A 19,054-nucleotide genomic window follows, 5' to 3' on the forward strand; every position below is an offset into this window, starting at 1 on the left:
GCAACTGTCACAAATCTACGGTGTCGCCTAACATGGCGGAAGGCGCATGAATTGCACTAAATACCTGCATGTGACGCCTGATATGGAGCGCTGATGCCCGACCTCAATTTGCTGATCACCCTGGATGTATTACTCGCCGAAGGCAGCGTCGCGCGCGCGGCCAAGCGCTTGCGGTTGAGCCCTTCGGCCATGAGCCGGGCGCTGGCGCGCTTGCGTGACACCACCGGCGACCCGTTGCTGGTCCGCGCTGGCCGTGGCCTGGTGCCGACGCCACGGGCGTTGGAGTTGCGCAAACAGGTCAGTCGGTTGGTGCAGGACGCCCAGGCCGTGCTGCGCCCGGTGCAAGCTCTGGCGATGGCCCAGGTGCTGCGTACCTTCACCCTGCGCACCAGCGATGAATTCGTCGAACGCTTCGGCCCGGCGCTGCTCGACCGTATTGCCAAGGACGCCCCCGGTGTGCGCCTGCGTTTCGTCAGCAAGACCGACAAAGACACTGCGTTGCTGCGCGAAGGCAGCGTCGACCTGGACATCGGCGTGGTCGACCCCACGGCCAGCCCCGAAGTGCTGACCCAGGCGCTGTTTCGCGATCGCCTGATCGGCGTGGTGCGCAGTGACCATCCCCTGAGCCAGGGCGACGTCAGCGCTGCACGCTTTGCCGAGGGCCGACACATCTACGTGTCCCGCCGCGGCCAGGACCGTGGCCAGATCGACGACGCTCTCGAAGCCCAAGGCCTGACGCGGCAGATCGGCAGCATCGTCGCCAGTTTTTCCACCGCCATCGCCCTGGCCCGCAACACCGACCTGATTGCCTCGGTGCCCGAACGCTATACCCCAGACCGGCGCGACCTGTTCTGTTTTGCGCTGCCGGTGGCGTTGCCCGCGTTTACCGTGGCGATGCTCTGGCACCCACGGTTGGACGCCGACCAGGCCCATCGTTGGTTGCGCGGGTGTTTGCGCGAGGTGTGTGGACGATGACGGTGCGGATCTATCTGAGCGGTGCAGCCGGCGCGGGTGGATGCCAGCCTATCGATCCCGAACCTGCTGCAACAGGTACAATCGCGCCTGTCTTGACGCGAAACCCCAGGAATTTGCATGTTCAGCCTTACCCGCTACACCACGCCGTGCCCCGAGCCGATCAACAGCCAGATCCTGCAGATGGTGGTGGACAACCTCACCGACATCAGCAGCGTCGCTTTGCCGCCGAGTAACCTGCTCTACAACATTTACCAATATGCCATCGGCTTTGAAGTGCATTTGTACCTGCAGGCGCTGGACGGGTCGAAGGGGATCGCGGTCGAACTGATCGTTGCGACGTCTGCCCAAGACCCGGAACACGTCATTGGTTTTTTGCTGTACTTGCCGGTCAAGGACGATCCTGAAGCCTGCGGTGTGGCGTTCATGGCCGTACAGGCAGGCTTCAGGCGCCAGGGTGTGGCGCGGGGAATGATGCAGGACGTGCTGGCGCGTTACCCTCACGCCGAATTGGCGTGTGCCGTGGAAAAAGTCCCGGCCTTCGCGGCGATGGGCTTTCAGGTGCGCGGCGCCCGCGGCACGCAGGTGCTGATGAACACCCGCGACTACGCCACCGATGGCTTGATGGGCGTGCTGGACGTGGCCTCCATCTATAACTCATTGGAAGTGCGGCAGATTCATACCTACCTGCTGCAAAAGCACGGCAAACGCGCCATGGTGGATGCCGAGAAGCAACGCGACCGGCACCTGGATCAACTGACGCATAAGGTCCGGCTGTTTGTGCAGGGGCGAGGCTGAAAAAAGCCTTTCACCTGGCGCTGCGTGCCCCACGATTGACCATCGCCAGAATGGTCGCCAACAACTCCTGCTGCGCCTCTTCACGGCTGAGCTCACCGCTGGCCGCCGCGTGGGACAAGGCTTCCGCTGCCCCCAGCATGGCCCGCAGCCCGGCCTGGGACACGCTACCGCCGGGGCTAAACGGGGCCAGTGCATCGCGGCACTTATCGAGAAAGATCGCTTCGTACTTGCGCTTGAGGGTTTCCAACTCCGGCGAACTGCTCAGCGCTGCAATGACCCCCGGAATTTCCCGACCTTGCAGTAACACGCAGTCGACATAGGACGAGGCGATCACCCACGCCCGATTCTCCAGGGTCGGGCTGCTGGCTTCGATCGCGTCGGCAAACACCTGGTTCTGGCGCCCATCGAAATCCTCATACAACGCCGCCAGCAACCCGGCACGAGTAACGAAATGGTCATAGACCACCGGCTTGGTCACGCCCGCGCGTTCCGCCAGGTGGCCGAGGGTCAGGGCTTCGGTGCCTTCTTCACGCACCAGTTGCCAGGCCACGTCCAACAATTGACGCAGACGATCTTCACGCGACAGACGGCGACGCGGGGCAGGGGATTCACTGCTTGACATGCTTATATACCAAAAGTAACTTACCAAAGGTAACTTAAGCCCAGCATAAACCCAATGAGAGTCACTGTCATGCACGCACTGATCGTTGTAGCTCATCACGACCCGCAATCCCTCACCCACAGCCTGGCCGCGCAAGTCGCCGCAGGGCTGAGCGCGTCCGGCCATACGTTCGAAATCGCCGACCTCGCCGCCGAAGGCTTCGACCCGCGCTATACCGCTGCCGACCAGCGCGTACACCGTACCCGCGCTGCACCTCCGGCCGACGTCCTCGCCGAGCAAGCCCGCATCGACCGCGCCGACGCCCTGGTATTGGTGTTCCCCATTTACTGGTGGTCGCTGCCGGGCCTGCTCAAGGGCTGGATCGACCGCGTGTTCGTCAACGGCTGGGCGATCGACTACGGCCCTGACACTCCGGTGGTGAAGAAACTGCGGCACTTGCAGGTTCACCTGCTGGCCCTCGGTGCTGCCGATCAAAGCGCGTTTGAACGCCATGGCTATGCCAAGGCCATGCACACGCAGATCGACTACGGGATCTTTGATTATTGTGGCGCGCAGGTGCTGACGTCAGCGTTGCTGCTGGACTCGGAAAGCGGCGAGGCGCAGGCGCATCTGGATCACGCCAAGGCGGTGGGCCAGAGGCTGTTCGAAACCGAGACGGTCGCCGGATGATTCAGCTGCGAGCAGGGAACCAGAAACCGTTGGACGACCAATCAAGGCGTTCACAATCACTGGAGATTTGATAATGACTTCAATTTCTGCTGTACCGGGTTCCGCACTGCTTGCTCCTACCATTGACACATCCAAGGGAAAACCCACGGTAGATCAAGTGAGACAAGAGCTGCAAAACAATGCGAACCACAACAGTCAGTTTCCAAATATATCGCCTGACGAAGTTCAACGTTTGAACTCCGAGCAAATGGACAGGCTTAACAAATATCCCACGCTGACTTACCAAGACGTGCTGAATGGGCATGGCGTGAAAGGTGGCGATAATTTCGTCTGGTAACTACGTTACTTGCGGCTCGCGTCAGGCCTGGAGCAGCAGCTTGGTGCCGATGCGCTGAAAGGACCGACTAGAGTCCAAGCAGGTCATGTGCATCCAGCAGCCGGTAGGCAATCTCCGGCCGTTTCTCCAGGCCCCGGCGAATCGCCGCCGGGATCGATTGTCGGGTCTTGCGGCACAGGCCGGGCAGTTCGTCGATGACGATTTGAATCCCGCGCATGCTCTTGACCTCGGTGTGCCCCGGCGCGACATGCACGCGGATACCCAACAGCGCATACATCCGCTGTTGCAGGCGCTCCAGGTCCTGCAGGCTTTGCAGGTCTTCGAGGCGTTCGATCAGACGTTTTTCTTCCTGGCGCGTCAGGTTGAGGATGCGCAGGTCGGCCCCTGGGGTTTGCAGCAGTTGTTCGCGGTCACAGACACAGGCGCCGGGTGGGCAGGGTTGGCGAATGGTCATGATCAAGCCCTCCCCATCTCGACGCCGTGGACTCAGTAGGTCAGGGCAACACCCAGGCTGCCCAGTGCCTTCCAGTAGTCAGGATAGGTCTTGGCCACGCAGTCCGGGTCCTGAATGCGGATGCCCGAGACTTTCAGGCCGGCCAACGCGAAGCACATGGCGATGCGGTGGTCGGCGTGGGTGTCAATCAGGGCATTGCTCGCCGTGCCTGCCAATGCCGGATCGCTGGCCACCAGCAGGTCATCGCCTTCGATGCGGGCCAGGCCTGGGCGGATCTGGTTGAGGCCGTCGTGCAGTGCCTGCACGCGGTCGCATTCCTTGACGCGCAGGTTGGCCAGTTCGGTGAAGCGCACCGGGGTGCTGTTGAACGCGGCCAGTACGGCGAGCGTCGGGATCGCGTCCTGCATTTGCGAACCCACCACCGTGGCTTGCATGTTCGGGAACTGCGCGATCACTGCCTGGGCCTTGGCGTCCGGCTGGGTGAAGTGTTGCGCGGCGACGCCGATATCGATGTGGCCGCCGGTCAGCACTTCAGCCGCCCACAGGTAGGTGGCGGCGGAGGCGTCCGGTTCGATCAGGTAGTCATGGGCGGTGTAGCCGCTTGGGGCGACGCGCCAAGTGGTGTCGTCGACCACGTCGACCTGTGCGCCGAATGCACGCATGCAATCAAGGGTCAGGTCCACATAGCCGCGTGCGCCGATGTCCTTGCCGGTCAGCGCCACTTCAATCGGCGCTTCACCGCAGGCCGCGAGCATCAGCAAGGCCGATACGTATTGGCTGGACAAACCGCCGTCGATTTCAAAGCGCTTGGCCTGGACCTTGCCCGTGCCATGCACGGTGACTGGCGGGCAACCGGTCGGGCTGTCGACCTGGATGCCGTTCTGGCCGAGGGTGGCGAGCAGCGGGCCGATCGGGCGTTTGCGCATGTACTCGTCGCCGTCCAGCACCACGGTGCCTTGCACAGTGGCCACGGCGGCAGTGAGGAAACGCATCGCGGTGCCGGCGTTGCCGAGGAACAACGGCTGCGCGGGCAATTGCAGCTTGCCTTGGCCCGTGACCACGAAGGTGGTGTCGTCCGGCTCATCGATGGTTACGCCCATCTGGCGCAGGGCCACCGACATATGCCGGGTGTCATCGCTCTTCAACGCGCCGCTGAGGCGGCTGGTGCCCTTGGCCAGGGCCGCGAGCAACAGGGCGCGGTTGGTAATGGATTTGGAGCCGGGGGGCGCGACCTTGCCATTGAGGGGGAAGTTGGGCGGTGTAACGGTCACGGTTTTCTGCGAACTCAAGGTACAAGGCTCCTGATTCAAGGCAAGGTGGTACGGAGTGGCCGACGGGCGGACCCGAATAATCGGGCATATACGCCAGGCTTGTCGAGGCTTAGCGCTTGGCGAGCCAGTAATCATGCAGCGCGCGCGCCGCCGGTTCGATTTCGCTGACGCGCTGCTGATGCGCCTGCACGTCGAGGTCTGCTGGCAATTCGAAGTTGTCCTGTTCGGCGCACCAGGAGATTTTCTCCAACTGTGCGGCCTGTTCGACGGGCAGTTCAGGCCAGTTGCCGATCGCGGCGCCACGGATATAGCCAAAGCACCATTCTTCAGCGAGGGTCAGGGTCTGGCCCTGATGTTCGGTGTCGTCGAAGCGCGCCCGGAAACCCTCGGCATCGGTGGCCAGTTGCGCGGCACGGCTGTTCATATGGCGAACGCACAGTTCGAGGAACTGTTTGGCCTCCTCGGCACTTTCCCACTGCGGGTTCTGCCCACCCCAGATGGCCGGGAACCACTCGGCGATATCCACTTGTGCCGGGCTGGACACCAGTGCGCAGAAGTAGCCGTCGAGTTCGGCGAGGTTCAGCACCGAGTGGTCGTCACCGTACTTGAGCAGGGTTTCTTCGATCAGGTCGAAATCGGCGGGGGCCAGAGGTTGGGTGAGCATGGGCGTATCCTTTAAACGTCGAGCGCCGCTGCGGCAGCGGCTTAAAGCGCGAAGGATGGCGCCTGAAGCGGTTTTTATCCAGCGTTTTCAAGGCTGGCACCACGTCGTGGAGGATTGTTGCCAGTCCCGTTTTTGGCTGATGCGCCGTTGCTCACCCTTGTTATAGTTCGGGCCTTATCACTCTCCAGTCAGGGATCACTGCCATGTCCGAATACCAAGCCTTCGTCGTCGAACTCATTGGCAGCGTTGCCCATGTGCAGATCAATCGGCCGGAGAAGATCAACGCGATGAACGCGGCGTTCTGGACCGAGATCATCGATATCTTCCAGTGGGTCGACGACACCGACGCCGTGCGTGCCGTGGTACTCAGCGGTGCCGGCAAGCATTTCTCGTCCGGCATCGACCTGATGATGCTGGCCTCGGTGGCCAACGATTTCGGTAAGGACGTGGGCCGCAACGCACGCTTGCTGCGGCGCAAGATCCTCGAACTGCAAGCCTCGTTCAACGCCGTCGACAACTGCCGCAAGCCGGTGCTGGCGGCGATCCAGGGCTACTGCATCGGCGGCGCCATCGACCTGATCAGCGCCTGCGACATGCGCTACGCCGCCGAAGACGCACAGTTCTCCATCAAGGAAGTCGACATCGGCATGGCCGCCGACGTCGGCACCCTGCAGCGCCTGCCGCGCATCATCGGCGATGGCATGCTGCGCGAGCTGGCCTACACCGGCCGCCAGTTCGGCGCCGAGCAAGCGCGCAGCATCGGCCTGGTCAATCGCGTGTACCCCGATCAGGAAAGCCTGTTGGCCGGGGTACTGGAAATCGCCCAGGAAATCGCCGCCAAGTCGCCGATTGCCGTGACCGGCACCAAGGCCATGATCAGCTACATGCGTGACCATACAGTCAATGATGGTTTGGAATACGTTGCCACCTGGAACGCGGCTATGTTGCAATCCAACGACCTGCGCGTGGCCATCGCGGCCCATATGAGCAAGCAGAAACCCGAATTCGTGGATTGACTGACATGACCCCAGGCTGGATTACCACCACACTGCTGGACAACCAAACCCCCGGCGGCTGGGCCGTCGCCCGTAGCCGCGAGGGCTTTTTACACGACGGCAATGGCCCGCTGTTCCCGCGCGAATGGCTCAAGCGCCAGGACCTGTCGGTGTTCGCCGAACACGGCATTGGCCATCTCGACGGCGAGCCGGTGTACCTGCTGGAACTCAACGCCGCCAGCGCCGTGCCTGGTTGCAGTTGGCAAGGCCTGCGCGGTTTTCTGCTGCAAGGTGATCACACCGTGTACAAAGTGCTGGGCTACGCCGCGCAGATCGGCACCTGGGCGCGGGAGCATCGTTTTTGTGGCAGTTGCGGCCAGGCCATGGTCCAGGTGCCCCGGGAGCGGGCGATGTTCTGCGAGGCCTGTGACTTGCGCAGCTACCCGCGCATCTCGCCGAGCATGATTGTGCTGGTGACCCGTGGCGATGAGGTCCTGCTGGCGCGTTCGCCGCGCTTTGTCCCCGGGGTCTACAGCACGCTGGCGGGGTTTGCCGAGCCGGGCGAATCGGCCGAAGACTGCCTGATCCGCGAGGTGCGCGAAGAAGTGCAGGTAGAGGTCAGGAATATCCAGTACATGGGCAGCCAGTGCTGGCCGTTTCCGCATTCGATGATGCTGGGTTTCCATGCCGAGTACGCCGGTGGCGATATCGTGCCCCAGGCCGATGAGATCGAGGACGCGCAGTGGTTCAACATCCACGACCTGCCGCCGTTGCCGGCGTCACGCTCGATTGCGCGTTACCTGATCGACCTCTACGTGGCCCGCCGCTTAGGCCACGCTGAACCAGTGTTGCCAGGCTAGGCGCACCGTCAGGCCGAGGACCACGGTGATAAACACCGGGCGAATGAACTTGGCGCCGCCGCTGATTGCGCTGCGTGCGCCAAAGAACGCGCCGCCCATCACCGAAACGCCCATGGCCAGCCCGACGATCCAGTCCACCGAGCCGTTGATGATAAACACCGACAGCGCCGCCGCGTTGCTGACGAAGTTCATGCTGCGCGCCACGCCGCTGGCTTTGACCAGATCGATGGGGTGCAGCAGCATCGTGCTCACCGTCCAGAACGCGCCAGTGCCGGGGCCGGCTACGCCATCGTAGAAGCCCAGGCCGAAGCCTTGGGTGGCTTGCCATTTCTTCTTGATCGGAGCGTCGCCCTCCAGCGGCGCCTTGGGCGTACCGCCGAACAACAAATACAGGCCACAACCGAAGACGATCACCGGGAGCATCTTGTTCAGGGTTTCGGCGGGCAGGTAGTGGGCGACGATGGCGCCGGCCAGGGCGCCGACAAACGTACCGACGATGGCATGTACCCACTGACGCGGGTGAAACAGCTTGCGCCGGTAGAACGTGAAGCTGGCGGTGGCTGAGCCGAAGGTGGAGCTGAGTTTGTTGGTGCCCAGCACCAGGTGGGGCGGCATGCCGGCCGTGAGCAGGGCCGGGGTGGTGAGCAAGCCGCCACCGCCGGCGATGGCGTCGATGAAGCCGGCGATGAACGCGACGACGGCCAGGATGCCGAGGGTGGTGAGGTCTACGCTGAGTTCGAAGGGCATTTGGCAGGGCTTATAGTTGGCAGGGCGCTATGCGAGAGGCCGCCATCTTACCTGCCTGATGTACGCAGCTCCAAATGTGGGAGGGGGCTTGCTCCCACATTCAAACAGTGCCGGCCTGGCTATTTGTGGGTGCCCAGCCACTCCAGCGCGGTGCGCCAGATGCAGATCCCGAGGAAGTACGCCGACATCAGCGACCACAACCCAAACGTCCACGGGTTGGTGTTCGGGTAATCCACCACCATCAAAAAGCTGCACAGCAACCAGATCGTGGTCACCGCGATGTTGATCGGCATGAAGCGCTTGACCCGGAACGGGTGCAGGAACTTCATCGGCGTCACGGTCAGCAGCGCCAGGCCAATCACCGTCAGCAACGTCACCCACGCGGCGGGCTGGATGATATACACGCAGAGGGCAACCACGTTCCAGGCGGCGGGGAAGCCGACGAAGTAGTTGTCCTTGCTTTTCATGTTCACGTTGCAGAAACAGAACAGCGACGACACCAAAATCACCGACACCGTGAACAGGTGGGTAAAGTCCGGCAGGTCGATATAGCGGTAGATAAACAGTGCCGGAATAAACACGTAGGTCAGGTAATCGATCACCAGGTCCAGCACCGAGCCGTCAAAGCTAGGCAGCACCGTGCTGACATTCACGCGGCGGGCCAGGGAACCGTCGACGCCATCGACCACCAACGCCAGGCCCAGCCACAGCAGGCACGCCTTGGGCGAATTTTCCAGCAGCGCCAGTGTGGCGAGGAAGGCCAATACCACACCGGTGGCAGTAAAGCCGTGGGCGCCCCAGGCTTTCAGTCTGGCTACATGCAGGGTCGATATCACGGGCGGTTCTCCAAAGGGTGAAACGGGGCAGCCGACGCTGTGACAGCGTCGAGTCTGGCCAGGGAATGCAGGTATCGACCGGGAAGGGGGGGATAAGGTTCACCACCCCGGTAATTGCTTAGCGTAGCAAGCGTGGGAAGTTTCGGCATCAGCCCTGGCGGAATACCAAGGCTTTCAAGCCACTTTGCCGATCGATATCCGGGAATTCCGGCGGGTTTTCCAGCCGTTCGACAAAGCGCAGGCCCGGTGCTTCGCGGGTGACGCCGTCGATCAGGAAGTCCTCGCCAAACGCCGGGTCATTCATGCACGCCAGCACCGTGCCTTGTGGCGTGAGCAACTCCGGCAGGCGGCGCAGCACGCGCTGGTAATCCTTGGTCAGCAGGAAACTGCCTTTCTGGAAGGACGGCGGATCGATGATCACCAGATCATAAGGGCCGTTGTGGATGACCTTGGCCCAGGACTTGAACAAATCATGGCCAAGAAAGGTCACGCTGCTCAGATCATGACCATTCAGGCGATGGTTGTCGCGACCGCGGCTCAGGGCACCGCGGGCCATGTCCAGGTTCACCACATGCTCGGCGCCGCCTTCGATGGCCGCCACGGAAAAACCACAGGTGTAGGCGAACAGGTTGAGTACCCGCAGCCCGTTGGCCTGTTCGCGCACCCAGTTGCGGCCGTAGCGCATGTCGAGAAACAGCCCGCTGTTCTGTTTTTTACCGAGGTCGATCAGGTAGCGCAGGCCGCCTTCGGTAATGGTCAGCTCATCGATGGCGTCGCCCACCAGCCACTCGGTGGTGCTTTGCGGCAGGTAGCGGTGTTGCAGGGCGACCGTGTGGGCGCCGTACTGCGCCCATTCGAACTGAACCAGCAGCTGTTTCAGCGCTTCCAGTTGCGTTGCTTCCGGTTCCTTGAACAGCGCGACCAGCACCACGCCCTGCAACCAGTCCACGGTCAGTTGCTCTAGGCCCGGCCAGCAACGGCCGCGCCCGTGGAACAGGCGCCGGGTTTCAGTCGGTGCGTTGGCCAGGGCGGTCAGCAGGTGGGCGTGCAGTGTGGCGAGGGCGTCTGGGTTCATCGTTGAGCGTCGTTCATTGAGCGGGCGGCATTTTAAACACAATGGCGGGGTTTCGGGGGGGTGGAGCGCAACGTGCAGGGAAACGTCTGATTGGCAGTGATTCATGCTCAAAATACGCTTTGTCGCGCCTTGCATCAGGCAAAAAAACCTCAGCCATCGACATAAACTGAAAAAAAGCCTGGAGGTGCCCATGAATGGTTTTGCGAGTGCAGTGAATCACACCACAACCGATCAGCTCGCTGGTGATCAAGTCGAGCAGGACGAATGGCGGCACCGACGGCGTTGGCGGAGCAGGGCGGTCTGGATCGGCAGGTATGCCAGCAGGCTATTGAGCGCTATGGCTTACAGGCGGATCGCGCAGCTTCCTGAGTCTAAATGTGGGAGGGGGCAAGCCCCCTCCCACATTTTAGGTTTGTGGTGTGTTTTAGAGCGTGGCGATCAGGGCTGGCCCAAAGGCCTCTTTCAAGAACACGGGGGAGATATACCGCTGGTAATGCGCCTCGGACAGCAGGAAAAACTCGCGGTCAATCCCATCGCGCAAATCCGCCAGGCTGTGCTCGCGAAACTCCGGCAGCAGCACCAGGCCATACGCATCCAGCTTGGAAATCACCCGCGCACCCCGGGCAATCAACTGGTAGGCCCAGCAATACGGCGACTGGTGCGGCATAAAGCGAATCTTGCGGCTTTCCAGTTGCTGGCGCAGGCGCTGTGGGTCGAACACGTCCAGCTTGGAGGCCATCACCTGCACCAGCAGTTGCTCAAGGCGCAACCACACGGCGTGCTTTTCCTCTGTGTTGTAGCCATTCCACTGGATGACTTCATGGTGATAACGCTTGCACCCGCGGCAGACCAAGTCACCGTAAACGGTGGAGCACAGGCCGACGCAGGGGGTCTTGATGGTTTGATTGGGCATAAAAAAACATCGGCAGGTGAAACAACACGGCCCCTGAAGGGGCCGTTTTTTCAATCAATCCCAGCTCAACGCACCGCCAGTCTGATACTCGATCACACGGGTCTCGAAGAAGTTCTTCTCTTTCTTCAAATCCATAATCTCGCTCATCCACGGGAACGGGTTGGTCGTCCCTGGATACTCTTCCTTCAAGCCAATCTGCGACAGACGACGGTTAGCGATGAACTTGAGGTAGTCCTCCATCATCGCCGCATTCATGCCGAGTACACCGCGTGGCATGGTGTCGCGTGCGTATTCGATCTCCAGTTGCGTCCCTTGCAGGATCATCTGGGTCGCTTCTTCCTTCATCTCGGCGTCCCACAGGTGTGGGTTTTCGATTTTGATCTGGTTGATCACGTCGATCCCGAAGTTCAGGTGCATCGACTCATCGCGCAGGATGTACTGGAACTGCTCGGCCACGCCGGTCATTTTGTTGCGGCGGCCCATGGACAGGATCTGGGTGAAGCCGCAGTAGAAGAAGATGCCTTCGAGGACGCAGTAGTAGGCGACCAGGTTGCGCAGCAGTTCTTTGTCGGTGTCGACGGTGCCGGTTTCGAATTTCGGATCGGAGATGGAGCGCGTGTATTTGAGGCCCCAGGCGGCTTTTTTCGCGACCGATGGGATCTCGTGGTACATGTTGAAGATCTCGCCTTCATCCATCGCCAGCGATTCGATGCAGTACTGGTAGGCGTGGGTGTGGATCGCTTCTTCGAAGGCCTGGCGCAGGATGTACTGGCGGCACTCCGGGTTGGTGATCAGGCGGTACACGGCCAGGACCAGGTTGTTGGCGACCAGCGAGTCGGCGGTGGAGAAGAAGCCGAGGTTGCGCATGACGATGCGGCGTTCGTCGTCGGTCAGGCCATCGGGGTCTTTCCACAGGGCGATGTCGGCGGTCATGTTGACCTCTTGCGGCATCCAGTGGTTGGCGCAGCCGTCGAGGTATTTCTGCCAGGCCCAGTCGTACTTGAAGGGCACAAGTTGGTTGAGGTCGGCGCGGCAGTTGATCATGCGCTTTTCGTCAACGGCGACACGGGCGGAGGCGCCTTCGAGCTCGGCGAGGCCTTCGGCGATGTCGAGTTTGTCGAGAGCGGCCTTGGCGCGGATGATCGCGGCGGAGTCGTTGGCGGTGACGGCGCGGGCTTCGATGGCAGCGGCGGCGCCGGCACCGTCGAGGCGGTCCATGTTGGCTTCGGTGGCGTGGCCGGCGTTGGCGCCTCTGATCACCGCTGCACCGGTGTCTTCGTTGTCGACTTCATCCCAACTCAGCATTGAAATACTCCTTCCTGGTCTGTGCTGACGGCGTGTGACCCCGTCTAAAAATAGGTGATTTGCAGGCTTCAAGGCATTGAAATACTGCGCATAGTGTGGTCAGCATTTTACGAGTTCGCACACTATGTAGTGGTTGTTTGTTGGTGTTGGCACACTATATGGGGTGTGATCAGCATGGTCAACGGACAACGTGTGCGGTTTTAGGTCGCTGCCAGGCGTGCCTTTGGTAACAACGCCTGGGTTCGCTGGCTTTCGTTGGCCGCATAAACACCCAGTTGAAAAGATCATGGTGTCTCGTCGCGATATTAATTAGAATTAATCTCATTTGAGACTCAATCGCGCTGCGCAGGTTGCTTGCCATGAATGATGCTGTTGTCCCTTCGCACGCCGCCGAACCGACGTTGTCGAGCCTGTATCGCGACCATCGCAGTTGGCTGGAAAGCTGGCTGCGGCGGCGCCTGGGCAATGCCTGGGACGCGGCTGACCTGAGCCAGGACACTTTCGTGCGGGTGCTCGCCAGCGCCCAGCCGCTCGCGCAGATGCAGGAACCGCGGGCCTACCTGGTGACGGTGGGCAAGCGCCTGCTGGTCAATTTTCATCAGCGACGCAGCCTTGAGCAGGCTTATCTGACGGCTCTTGGCAACCTGCCGCCAGCCTGCGTGCCATCTCCCGAGCAGCGCTGGCTGGTGTTGGAAACCCTGCAAGCCCTGGATGAATTGCTCGACGGCTTGCCTGCACTGGTGCGCCGGGCGTTTCTCTGGAGTCAGCTGGAGGGCCTGGGCTATCGAGAGATTGCCGAGCGGCTTGAGGTGTCGGAACGCACGGTCAAGCGTTACATGGCGCAAGCCTATGAACATTGCCTGCTGGTGGACCTGTGAGCCGTGAGGTTGCGCGCGCAGCCGCCCAATGGCTGGCGCTGCTCGAGTCGGGCGCGGCCACTGACCGCGATCACGCGGCGTTGCAGTACTGGCGCGACAGTCATCCGCAACACGAACACACCTGGCAGAAAGCCCAAGCGCTGCGCCAGCGTTTCAGCGAGTTGCCCCAGGCGTTGGCGATGGCCAGCCTCGACCGCCCGCAAGCGGGGCGGCGGGCGTTGCTCAAGCGGGCGTTGGGCGTGGCGGCGCTGGTGCCGGCGGCGTGGTTGATCAGTCGCCAGTTACCTATAGATAGTTGGCGCGCCGACCTGCACACCGCCACCGGCGAGCGCAGACGCCTGCCGTTGGCCGAGGGCGGCAGCCTACAACTGAATACCGCCACGGCCGTGGATATGGACCCGGCGCAACGGCGCATCACGCTGGTGGACGGCGAACTGGCGCTGAACGTGCCGGGCGCACACGCGATGACGCTACGCACGCGCTACGGCGAAGTATTGGTCAGTCAGGCCGAGGTGTGCGTGCGCCAACTGGCCGCCGGCTGCCGGGTGTCGGTGCTCAAGGGCCGTGTGCAGGTGCGCGACGTGAACGGGCAACTGGCGACGTTGCAGGGCGGCCAGCAAGCGCCATTGAGCGCCGGCGGGCTCGGCGCGTGGGTGCCGTTCGATGTGCTGCAACTGGGCTGGCGCGACGGTGTGCTGACCGCACAGAACCAGGCACTGGGGGACTTTCTGCGCGAGCTGGCGCGCTATCGTCCAGGCGTGTTGCGCTGGGCGCCGAACCTGGAGACGTTGCGGGTGACGGGCAGTTTTCGCCTGGATGACACCGACCGCATCCTCAAGTTGCTGGCTTCGAGCCTGGGGCTCGAAGTGCAGGCGCGGACGCGGTATTGGGTGACGTTGGATAAAGCGCCGGCCTAGATCGGATGTACGTACCACACCTTCCAGGATCGGCAAGGCCAGTGCTTGTATATATCTGTATCGTCTAAATAAATGCTTATATATTCCTTTTAATGTCTGCTGGGGCGGCGCATTTTGAGTGCCTGCGCATTCGTGCGGATTGACCCAACAGCCAGAAGGAAAGCCGACATGACTATTAAAGCGATCAACGTGCGCAACCAGTTCAAGGGCGTGATCAAAGAAATTCTGCTGGGGGAAGTGGTGTCCGAAATCGACGTGCAAACTGCGTCCGGCATCGTCACCTCGGTGATCACCACCCGTTCGGTGCGTGACCTGGAATTGAAAGTCGGCAGCGAAGTGATTGCGTTTGTGAAGTCCACCGAAGTATCGATCGCCAAACTGTGACACCGACTTGATGTGGGAGCGCCGCTCCCACATGCATTCTGCCGAGGCCGCGCCCTAGCGCTGGCGCAGCGCACGTTCCATCCGCTGCAGACCCTCTTCCAGCAACGCCCGCGGGCAGCCGAAGTTCAGGCGCACGAACTGCTGGCTGTCATCGCCGAATTCAATCCCCGCGCTCAGACCGACCTTGGCCTGTTCAAGGAAGAACTGCTGCGGGTCGTCCAGGCCCAGGGTGCTGCAATCCAGCCACGCCAGAAAGGTGCCTTGGGGCGCGTGCATGACCACGCCGGGCAGGCGGCTTTTTACCGCGTCGAGCAGGTAGTCGCGGTTGGCTTGCAGGTACTGCACCAACGCCTCGAGCCATTCGCTGCACTGGCTGTAGGCCGCGCGGGTGGCTTCCAGGCCCAGGGGGCTGACGCTGTCGACCATGCCGCAGCGCGCCTGGTTGAAGCGCTCGCGCACTTCGGCGTTTTGCACCACGGCAAAACAGGTCTTCAAGCCGGCTACGTTGTAGGCCTTGCTCGCGGACATCAGGGTGATGGTGCGCTGCGCGATTTCCGGGCTGAGGCTGGCGGTGGGGATATGGCGACGACCGTCGAAGCACAACTCGGCGTGGATTTCATCGCTGATGATCAGCGCGCCCTGTTCCAGGCAGGCGTTGGCCACGGCCAGCAGTTCTTCGCGCGGGAAGACTTTGCCCATCGGGTTATGCGGGTTGCTCAGCAACAATGCGCCGGCCCCTGTCAGCGCCTGGCGCAGCAGCGGCATTGGCGTGATGTACTCAGCGTTGATCAGCTCGAACGGCACTTCGATGCGCGGCAGGTTCCAGTTGCCGGGCGCCAGGCGAATCGGGCGATAGTTGGGGGTTTGCAGCACCACCGGTTGGCCGGGCTGCACAAAGGCATGCAGCGCCATGTTGAAACCGGGTTCTACGCCCGGCAGGAACAGCAACTCGTCCGGCTGCACACGCCAGGCGTACTTGGCCCACAGGTCGGCGACGATGGCCTCGCGCACGTCCGGGCCGGCCACGCTGTAGCCGAGAATCTGCTGGTCGAGGCGTTGGTGCAGGGCCTGAAGCACGGCGGGTGGCGCGGCGATGTCCATGTCGGCGATCCACATCGGCAACACGTCTTGCGGGTAACGGCTCCACTTGGTACTGCCGGTGCCGAGGCGTGGGTGGATCGTGTCGAAATCAAAACTCATGGGGAGGCTCGTGTCGGAGAGTCAGGTGAAGAATGGCGCCGATTCTAGCGCCATTGGCCGTCGAGGCCAGCGCTGAATCGTTCCGTGACCGACAGGTTCTGTCATAAAAACGCCACTGCGCTGGGGATTGCACCCAAGTCGGGCTATTTTGGTGCATCTCAATAACCCGAGTAGCCAAGGATGAAATACCAACCCTTCAGCCGTACTTTGATTGCCACCGCCCTGGTGTTGACGGTCAGCGGTGTGCAAGCCGCCTCCCAGGCCCCGGTGGCCGGTGAAAATGGCATGGTGGTAACGGCCCAGCATTTGGCCACGCATGTCGGTGTGGATGTACTCAAGGCCGGCGGCAACGCGGTGGATGCCGCCGTGGCCGTGGGCTATGCGCTGGCGGTGGTGTACCCGGCGGCGGGTAACCTGGGCGGCGGCGGCTTCATGACCGTGCAACTGGCCGACGGGCGCAAGACCTTCCTCGACTTCCGCGAAAAAGCCCCGCTGGCCGCCACCGCCGACATGTACCTGGACAAGGCCGGCAACGTCGTCGAAGGCCTGAGCGCCAAGGGCCACCTGGCCGTCGGCGTCCCTGGCACCGTGTCCGGCATGGAGCTGGCCCTGAGCAAATACGGCACCCTCAAGCGCGCCCAGGTGATTGCTCCGGCGATCAAGCTGGCGGAAAACGGCTTCGCGCTGGAGCAGGGCGATATCGACCTGCTGCACACCGCCACCGGCGAGTTCGAAAAAGACAAGGACCTGCGCGCAATCTTCCTGCACAACGGCCAGCCGCTGCAGGTCGGCCAGAAGCTGGTGCAGAAAGACCTGGCCAAGACCCTCAAGGAAATCTCGGCCAAGGGCAGTGACGGTTTCTATAAAGGTTGGGTTGCCAAGGCACTGGTGGATTCCAGCCAGGCCGGCAAAGGCATCATCACCCAGGCCGACCTCGACAAATACAAGACCCGCGAACTGGCGCCGATCGAGTGCGACTACCGTGGCTACCACGTGGTCTCGGCACCACCGCCGAGCTCCGGTGGCGTGGTGATCTGCCAGATCATGAACATCCTCGAAGGTTACCCGATGGCGGACCTGGGCTACCACTCGGCCCAGGGCCTGCACTACCAGATCGAAGCCATGCGCCACGCGTATGTGGACCGCAACAGCTACCTCGGCGATCCGGACTTCGTCAAGAATCCGATCGAACACCTGCTGGACAAAAACTACGCAACGAAACTGCGTGACGCGATCGAACCGAACAAGGCTGGCGACTCCCAGGCGATCAAGCCGGGTGTAGCACCCCATGAAGGCAACAACACCACGCACTATTCCATCGTCGACAAGTGGGGCAACGCGGTCTCGGTGACCTACACCCTCAACGACTGGTTCGGTGCCGGGGTGATGGCGAGCAAAACCGGGGTGATCCTCAACGATGAAATGGACGACTTCACCGTCAAGGTCGGCGTGCCGAACATGTACGGGCTGGTCCAGGGTGAAGCCAACGCCATCGCACCGGGCAAGGCGCCGCTGTCGTCGATGAGCCCGACTATCGTGACCAAGGATGGCAAGGCGGTGATGGTGGTCGGCACGCCGGGCGGCAGTCGCATTATTACGGCGACCCTGCTGACCATTCTCAACGTCATCGATTACAAGATGAACATCCAGGAGGCCGTCGACGCGCCGCGCTTCCACCAGCAGTGGATGCCGGACACCACCAACCTCGAGACCTTCGCGGTCAGCCCGGATACCCAGAAAATCCTCGAAAGCTGGGGCCATAAGTTCGCCGGGCCACAGGATGCCAACCACTTGGCGGCGATCCTGGTGGGCGCACCGTCATTGGGTGGCAAGCCGGTTGGTAATAACCGTTTCTACGGGGCGAATGACCCGCGTCGCAATACCGGCCTGTCGCTGGGCTACTAAGCGCCGCAACTCACTGTAGGAGCGAGCTTGCTCGCGAAGAGCGTCAACGATAACGCGGGCGTTCTGGATTAACGCGGTGTTCTTGCGTTTTTCGCGAGCAAGCTCGCTCCTACAGTATCTGTTTGACGGCCGCGAAGGCTTTGACGCGGCGCTCTTCCCAATTTCCCCTGATCACCACCACGGCCTGTTGATGCTGCTGCATCCAATCCTGGCTGCCCTGGAAAAACGCCCGACGATCCGCCAATTCCGGTTGGCAACGCTGTCCGTCGGCCGTCCATTCCACGTCTTCGGGGGACAGCAACAGGTGCAAGTCGTAGTGGCGGGCCAGCAGTTCATCGTCAAGCCACGTCGGGTAGTCGCCGAACAGGGTCTGGCTCCAGAGTTTGTTGGTCAGCAGGTGCGTGTCGAGGATCAGCAGCGCAGGGCGCTCGGCGCGGGCGGCATCTTCCCAGGCCAGTTGACCACGGGCGATGGCCGGGATGTCGGCCAGCGTGGTGTCACGCTGATGGTGGTCGATGAAGTGCCGCACGTATTCGCCCACCATCAGCCCGCCAAAGTGCGCTTGCAACTGCGCGGCCAGCCAGCTTTTGCCGCTGGATTCGGGGCCGGCCAATACCACCACCTTCATGCGCGCAACGCCGGATCGGCGCGCCATTCACGCCAGCCCTGCACGGCGATCAGGGTGAACAGCGCGTAGAGTGCGGCGGTGAGGTAGAGACCTTTGTAGAGGAACAGCCCGACGAAAATCACATCCACGGCAATCCACAATGGCCAGCACTGCACGCGCTTTTGCGCCATCCACATCTGTGCCACCAGGCTGAAGCCGGTGAGGGCTGCGTCGAGCCAGGGTTGGGCCGCGTCAGTCCAGTGGGCCATGGCGGCGCCGAGCAGCAGGCTGCCGACTGCGCCGATAGCCAGGCTGGTCATGATCGCGGGCCAGCCCAGGCTGGTGACTTGGCGCCCTGGCTTGATGTCCCCGGCGCGTCGGGTCCACTGCCACCAGCCGTAGACTTGCAGGGCGGCATAGACCACCTGCAACAGCATGTCGGAATAGAGTTTCACGTCGTAGAACACCCAGGTGTAGAGCAGCACCATGACCAGGCCGATGGGCCAGCACCAGGGGTTTTGTTTGACCGTCAGCCAGACAGCGATCACCCCCAGCGCGGCGGCGAACAGTTCAAGCCCGGACATGGCGGTTCCTTGGGAGAGAGGGAGAGGGCGGGGATTGTAACCAATCTTCAAAACGCAGGAA

At 61.9% G+C, this 19,054-nt stretch carries 22 protein-coding genes; 10 read left to right on the forward strand and 12 right to left on the reverse strand.

The window, feature by feature from the left end; all coding sequences use genetic code 11:
- The first annotated feature begins 93 nt into the window (after nucleotides 1-93).
- Nucleotides 94-975, forward strand: coding sequence for a LysR family transcriptional regulator (locus tag J2Y83_RS11955; RefSeq protein WP_253395404.1), 882 nt, complete (start codon nucleotides 94-96; stop codon nucleotides 973-975).
- A gap of 117 nt (nucleotides 976-1,092) precedes the next feature.
- Nucleotides 1,093-1,770 carry a GNAT family N-acetyltransferase gene (locus J2Y83_RS11960; protein ID WP_253395406.1) on the forward strand — a complete coding sequence of 226 codons (678 nt, stop codon included), beginning with the start codon at nucleotides 1,093-1,095 and terminating at the stop codon, nucleotides 1,768-1,770.
- Between the two features lie 10 nt (nucleotides 1,771-1,780).
- Here the strand turns inward: J2Y83_RS11960 and J2Y83_RS11965 are convergent, their stop codons facing one another.
- Nucleotides 1,781-2,392 carry a TetR/AcrR family transcriptional regulator gene (locus tag J2Y83_RS11965; protein ID WP_253395408.1) on the reverse strand — a complete coding sequence of 204 codons (612 nt, stop codon included), beginning with the start codon at nucleotides 2,390-2,392 and terminating at the stop codon, nucleotides 1,781-1,783.
- Nucleotides 2,393-2,461: 69 nt separating this feature from the next.
- Here J2Y83_RS11965 and J2Y83_RS11970 point away from each other — a divergent pair, with 69 nt between their 5' ends.
- Together J2Y83_RS11970 and J2Y83_RS11975 are read left to right on the forward strand one after the other, a co-directional pair.
- Nucleotides 2,462-3,061: an NAD(P)H-dependent oxidoreductase gene (locus J2Y83_RS11970; protein WP_253395410.1), complete on the forward strand. Its 600-nt coding sequence runs from the start codon at nucleotides 2,462-2,464 to the stop codon at nucleotides 3,059-3,061.
- A gap of 73 nt (nucleotides 3,062-3,134) precedes the next feature.
- Nucleotides 3,135-3,398: a hypothetical protein gene (locus tag J2Y83_RS11975; RefSeq protein WP_253395412.1), complete on the forward strand. Its 264-nt coding sequence runs from the start codon at nucleotides 3,135-3,137 to the stop codon at nucleotides 3,396-3,398.
- A gap of 67 nt (nucleotides 3,399-3,465) precedes the next feature.
- Here the strand turns inward: J2Y83_RS11975 and J2Y83_RS11980 are convergent, their stop codons facing one another.
- The 3 genes from J2Y83_RS11980 to J2Y83_RS11990 all read right to left on the reverse strand — a co-directional run bounded on the left by J2Y83_RS11980 (nucleotide 3,466) and on the right by J2Y83_RS11990 (nucleotide 5,787).
- The gene (locus J2Y83_RS11980) at nucleotides 3,466-3,852 is read right to left on the reverse strand and encodes a hypothetical protein (RefSeq protein ID WP_253395414.1); all 387 of its coding nucleotides are present in this window, start codon (nucleotides 3,850-3,852) and stop codon (nucleotides 3,466-3,468) included.
- 32 nt (nucleotides 3,853-3,884) lie between these two features.
- On the reverse strand, nucleotides 3,885-5,141 hold the full coding sequence (gene aroA / locus J2Y83_RS11985) for a 3-phosphoshikimate 1-carboxyvinyltransferase (RefSeq protein ID WP_253395416.1): 1,257 nt from the start codon (nucleotides 5,139-5,141) through the stop codon (nucleotides 3,885-3,887).
- A gap of 91 nt (nucleotides 5,142-5,232) precedes the next feature.
- Complete coding sequence (locus J2Y83_RS11990) at nucleotides 5,233-5,787, reverse strand: UPF0149 family protein (protein ID WP_253395418.1); 555 nt, start codon at nucleotides 5,785-5,787, stop codon at nucleotides 5,233-5,235.
- A 203-nt stretch (nucleotides 5,788-5,990) separates the two neighbouring features.
- On the opposite strand from J2Y83_RS11990, the gene J2Y83_RS11995 reads away from it, so the two are divergent.
- Both J2Y83_RS11995 and nudC read left to right on the forward strand, forming a co-directional pair.
- Nucleotides 5,991-6,803 carry a crotonase/enoyl-CoA hydratase family protein gene (locus J2Y83_RS11995; RefSeq protein ID WP_253395420.1) on the forward strand — a complete coding sequence of 271 codons (813 nt, stop codon included), beginning with the start codon at nucleotides 5,991-5,993 and terminating at the stop codon, nucleotides 6,801-6,803.
- Nucleotides 6,804-6,808: 5 nt separating this feature from the next.
- Nucleotides 6,809-7,642 carry an NAD(+) diphosphatase gene (gene nudC, locus J2Y83_RS12000; RefSeq protein WP_253395422.1) on the forward strand — a complete coding sequence of 278 codons (834 nt, stop codon included), beginning with the start codon at nucleotides 6,809-6,811 and terminating at the stop codon, nucleotides 7,640-7,642.
- Here the strand turns inward: nudC and J2Y83_RS12005 are convergent.
- The 5 genes from J2Y83_RS12005 to J2Y83_RS12025 form a co-directional block, all read right to left on the reverse strand.
- Nucleotides 7,610-8,389, reverse strand: a complete 780-nt coding sequence (locus J2Y83_RS12005; protein WP_253395424.1) for a TSUP family transporter — start codon at nucleotides 8,387-8,389, stop codon at nucleotides 7,610-7,612. The genes nudC and J2Y83_RS12005 overlap by 33 nt on opposite strands.
- Before the next feature lie 119 nt (nucleotides 8,390-8,508).
- Nucleotides 8,509-9,225 carry a phosphatidylcholine synthase gene (gene pcsA / locus J2Y83_RS12010; protein ID WP_247406854.1) on the reverse strand — a complete coding sequence of 239 codons (717 nt, stop codon included), beginning with the start codon at nucleotides 9,223-9,225 and terminating at the stop codon, nucleotides 8,509-8,511.
- Between the two features lie 148 nt (nucleotides 9,226-9,373).
- Entirely contained in the window at nucleotides 9,374-10,300 is a 927-nt protein-coding gene (locus J2Y83_RS12015) for a class I SAM-dependent methyltransferase (protein WP_253395425.1), read from the reverse strand.
- A gap of 424 nt (nucleotides 10,301-10,724) precedes the next feature.
- Nucleotides 10,725-11,213 (reverse strand): DUF1289 domain-containing protein, encoded by a 489-nt coding sequence (locus tag J2Y83_RS12020; protein ID WP_253395426.1) that lies wholly within the window; start codon nucleotides 11,211-11,213, stop codon nucleotides 10,725-10,727.
- Between the two features lie 54 nt (nucleotides 11,214-11,267).
- Nucleotides 11,268-12,518, reverse strand: a complete 1,251-nt coding sequence (locus tag J2Y83_RS12025; RefSeq protein ID WP_253395427.1) for a ribonucleotide-diphosphate reductase subunit beta — start codon at nucleotides 12,516-12,518, stop codon at nucleotides 11,268-11,270.
- A gap of 359 nt (nucleotides 12,519-12,877) precedes the next feature.
- Here J2Y83_RS12025 and J2Y83_RS12030 point away from each other — a divergent pair, with 359 nt between their 5' ends.
- From J2Y83_RS12030 to J2Y83_RS12040, 3 genes are all read left to right on the forward strand, one after another.
- Nucleotides 12,878-13,396, forward strand: coding sequence for a sigma-70 family RNA polymerase sigma factor (locus J2Y83_RS12030; RefSeq protein ID WP_017847246.1), 519 nt, complete (start codon nucleotides 12,878-12,880; stop codon nucleotides 13,394-13,396).
- Nucleotides 13,393-14,313, forward strand: a complete 921-nt coding sequence (locus J2Y83_RS12035; protein WP_253395428.1) for a FecR domain-containing protein — start codon at nucleotides 13,393-13,395, stop codon at nucleotides 14,311-14,313. The genes J2Y83_RS12030 and J2Y83_RS12035 overlap by 4 nt, the downstream gene beginning before the upstream one ends.
- 168 nt (nucleotides 14,314-14,481) lie before the next feature.
- Entirely contained in the window at nucleotides 14,482-14,697 is a 216-nt protein-coding gene (locus tag J2Y83_RS12040) for a TOBE domain-containing protein (RefSeq protein ID WP_003173733.1), read from the forward strand.
- Nucleotides 14,698-14,751: 54 nt separating this feature from the next.
- Here J2Y83_RS12040 and J2Y83_RS12045 read toward each other — a convergent pair whose 3' ends face one another.
- A complete protein-coding gene (locus J2Y83_RS12045) occupies nucleotides 14,752-15,897 on the reverse strand; it encodes a MalY/PatB family protein (RefSeq protein ID WP_253395429.1) in 1,146 nt (381 codons plus the stop codon).
- Between the two features lie 180 nt (nucleotides 15,898-16,077).
- On the opposite strand from J2Y83_RS12045, the gene ggt reads away from it, so the two are divergent.
- Nucleotides 16,078-17,802 (forward strand): gamma-glutamyltransferase, encoded by a 1,725-nt coding sequence (gene ggt, locus J2Y83_RS12050; protein ID WP_253395430.1) that lies wholly within the window; start codon nucleotides 16,078-16,080, stop codon nucleotides 17,800-17,802.
- A gap of 109 nt (nucleotides 17,803-17,911) precedes the next feature.
- Here ggt and J2Y83_RS12055 read toward each other — a convergent pair whose 3' ends face one another.
- The gene (locus tag J2Y83_RS12055; protein WP_247396943.1) at nucleotides 17,912-18,430 is read right to left on the reverse strand and encodes an AAA family ATPase; all 519 of its coding nucleotides are present in this window, start codon (nucleotides 18,428-18,430) and stop codon (nucleotides 17,912-17,914) included.
- Nucleotides 18,427-18,993: a nicotinamide riboside transporter PnuC gene (pnuC, locus tag J2Y83_RS12060; RefSeq protein ID WP_253395432.1), complete on the reverse strand. Its 567-nt coding sequence runs from the start codon at nucleotides 18,991-18,993 to the stop codon at nucleotides 18,427-18,429. The genes J2Y83_RS12055 and pnuC overlap by 4 nt, the downstream gene beginning before the upstream one ends.
- Nucleotides 18,994-19,054 lie beyond the last annotated feature (61 nt).

Origin of the sequence: Pseudomonas marginalis (genome assembly GCF_024169655.1) — a bacterium.
In the GTDB taxonomy this organism is placed as follows: Bacteria; Pseudomonadota; Gammaproteobacteria; order Pseudomonadales; family Pseudomonadaceae; genus Aquipseudomonas; species Aquipseudomonas paraveronii.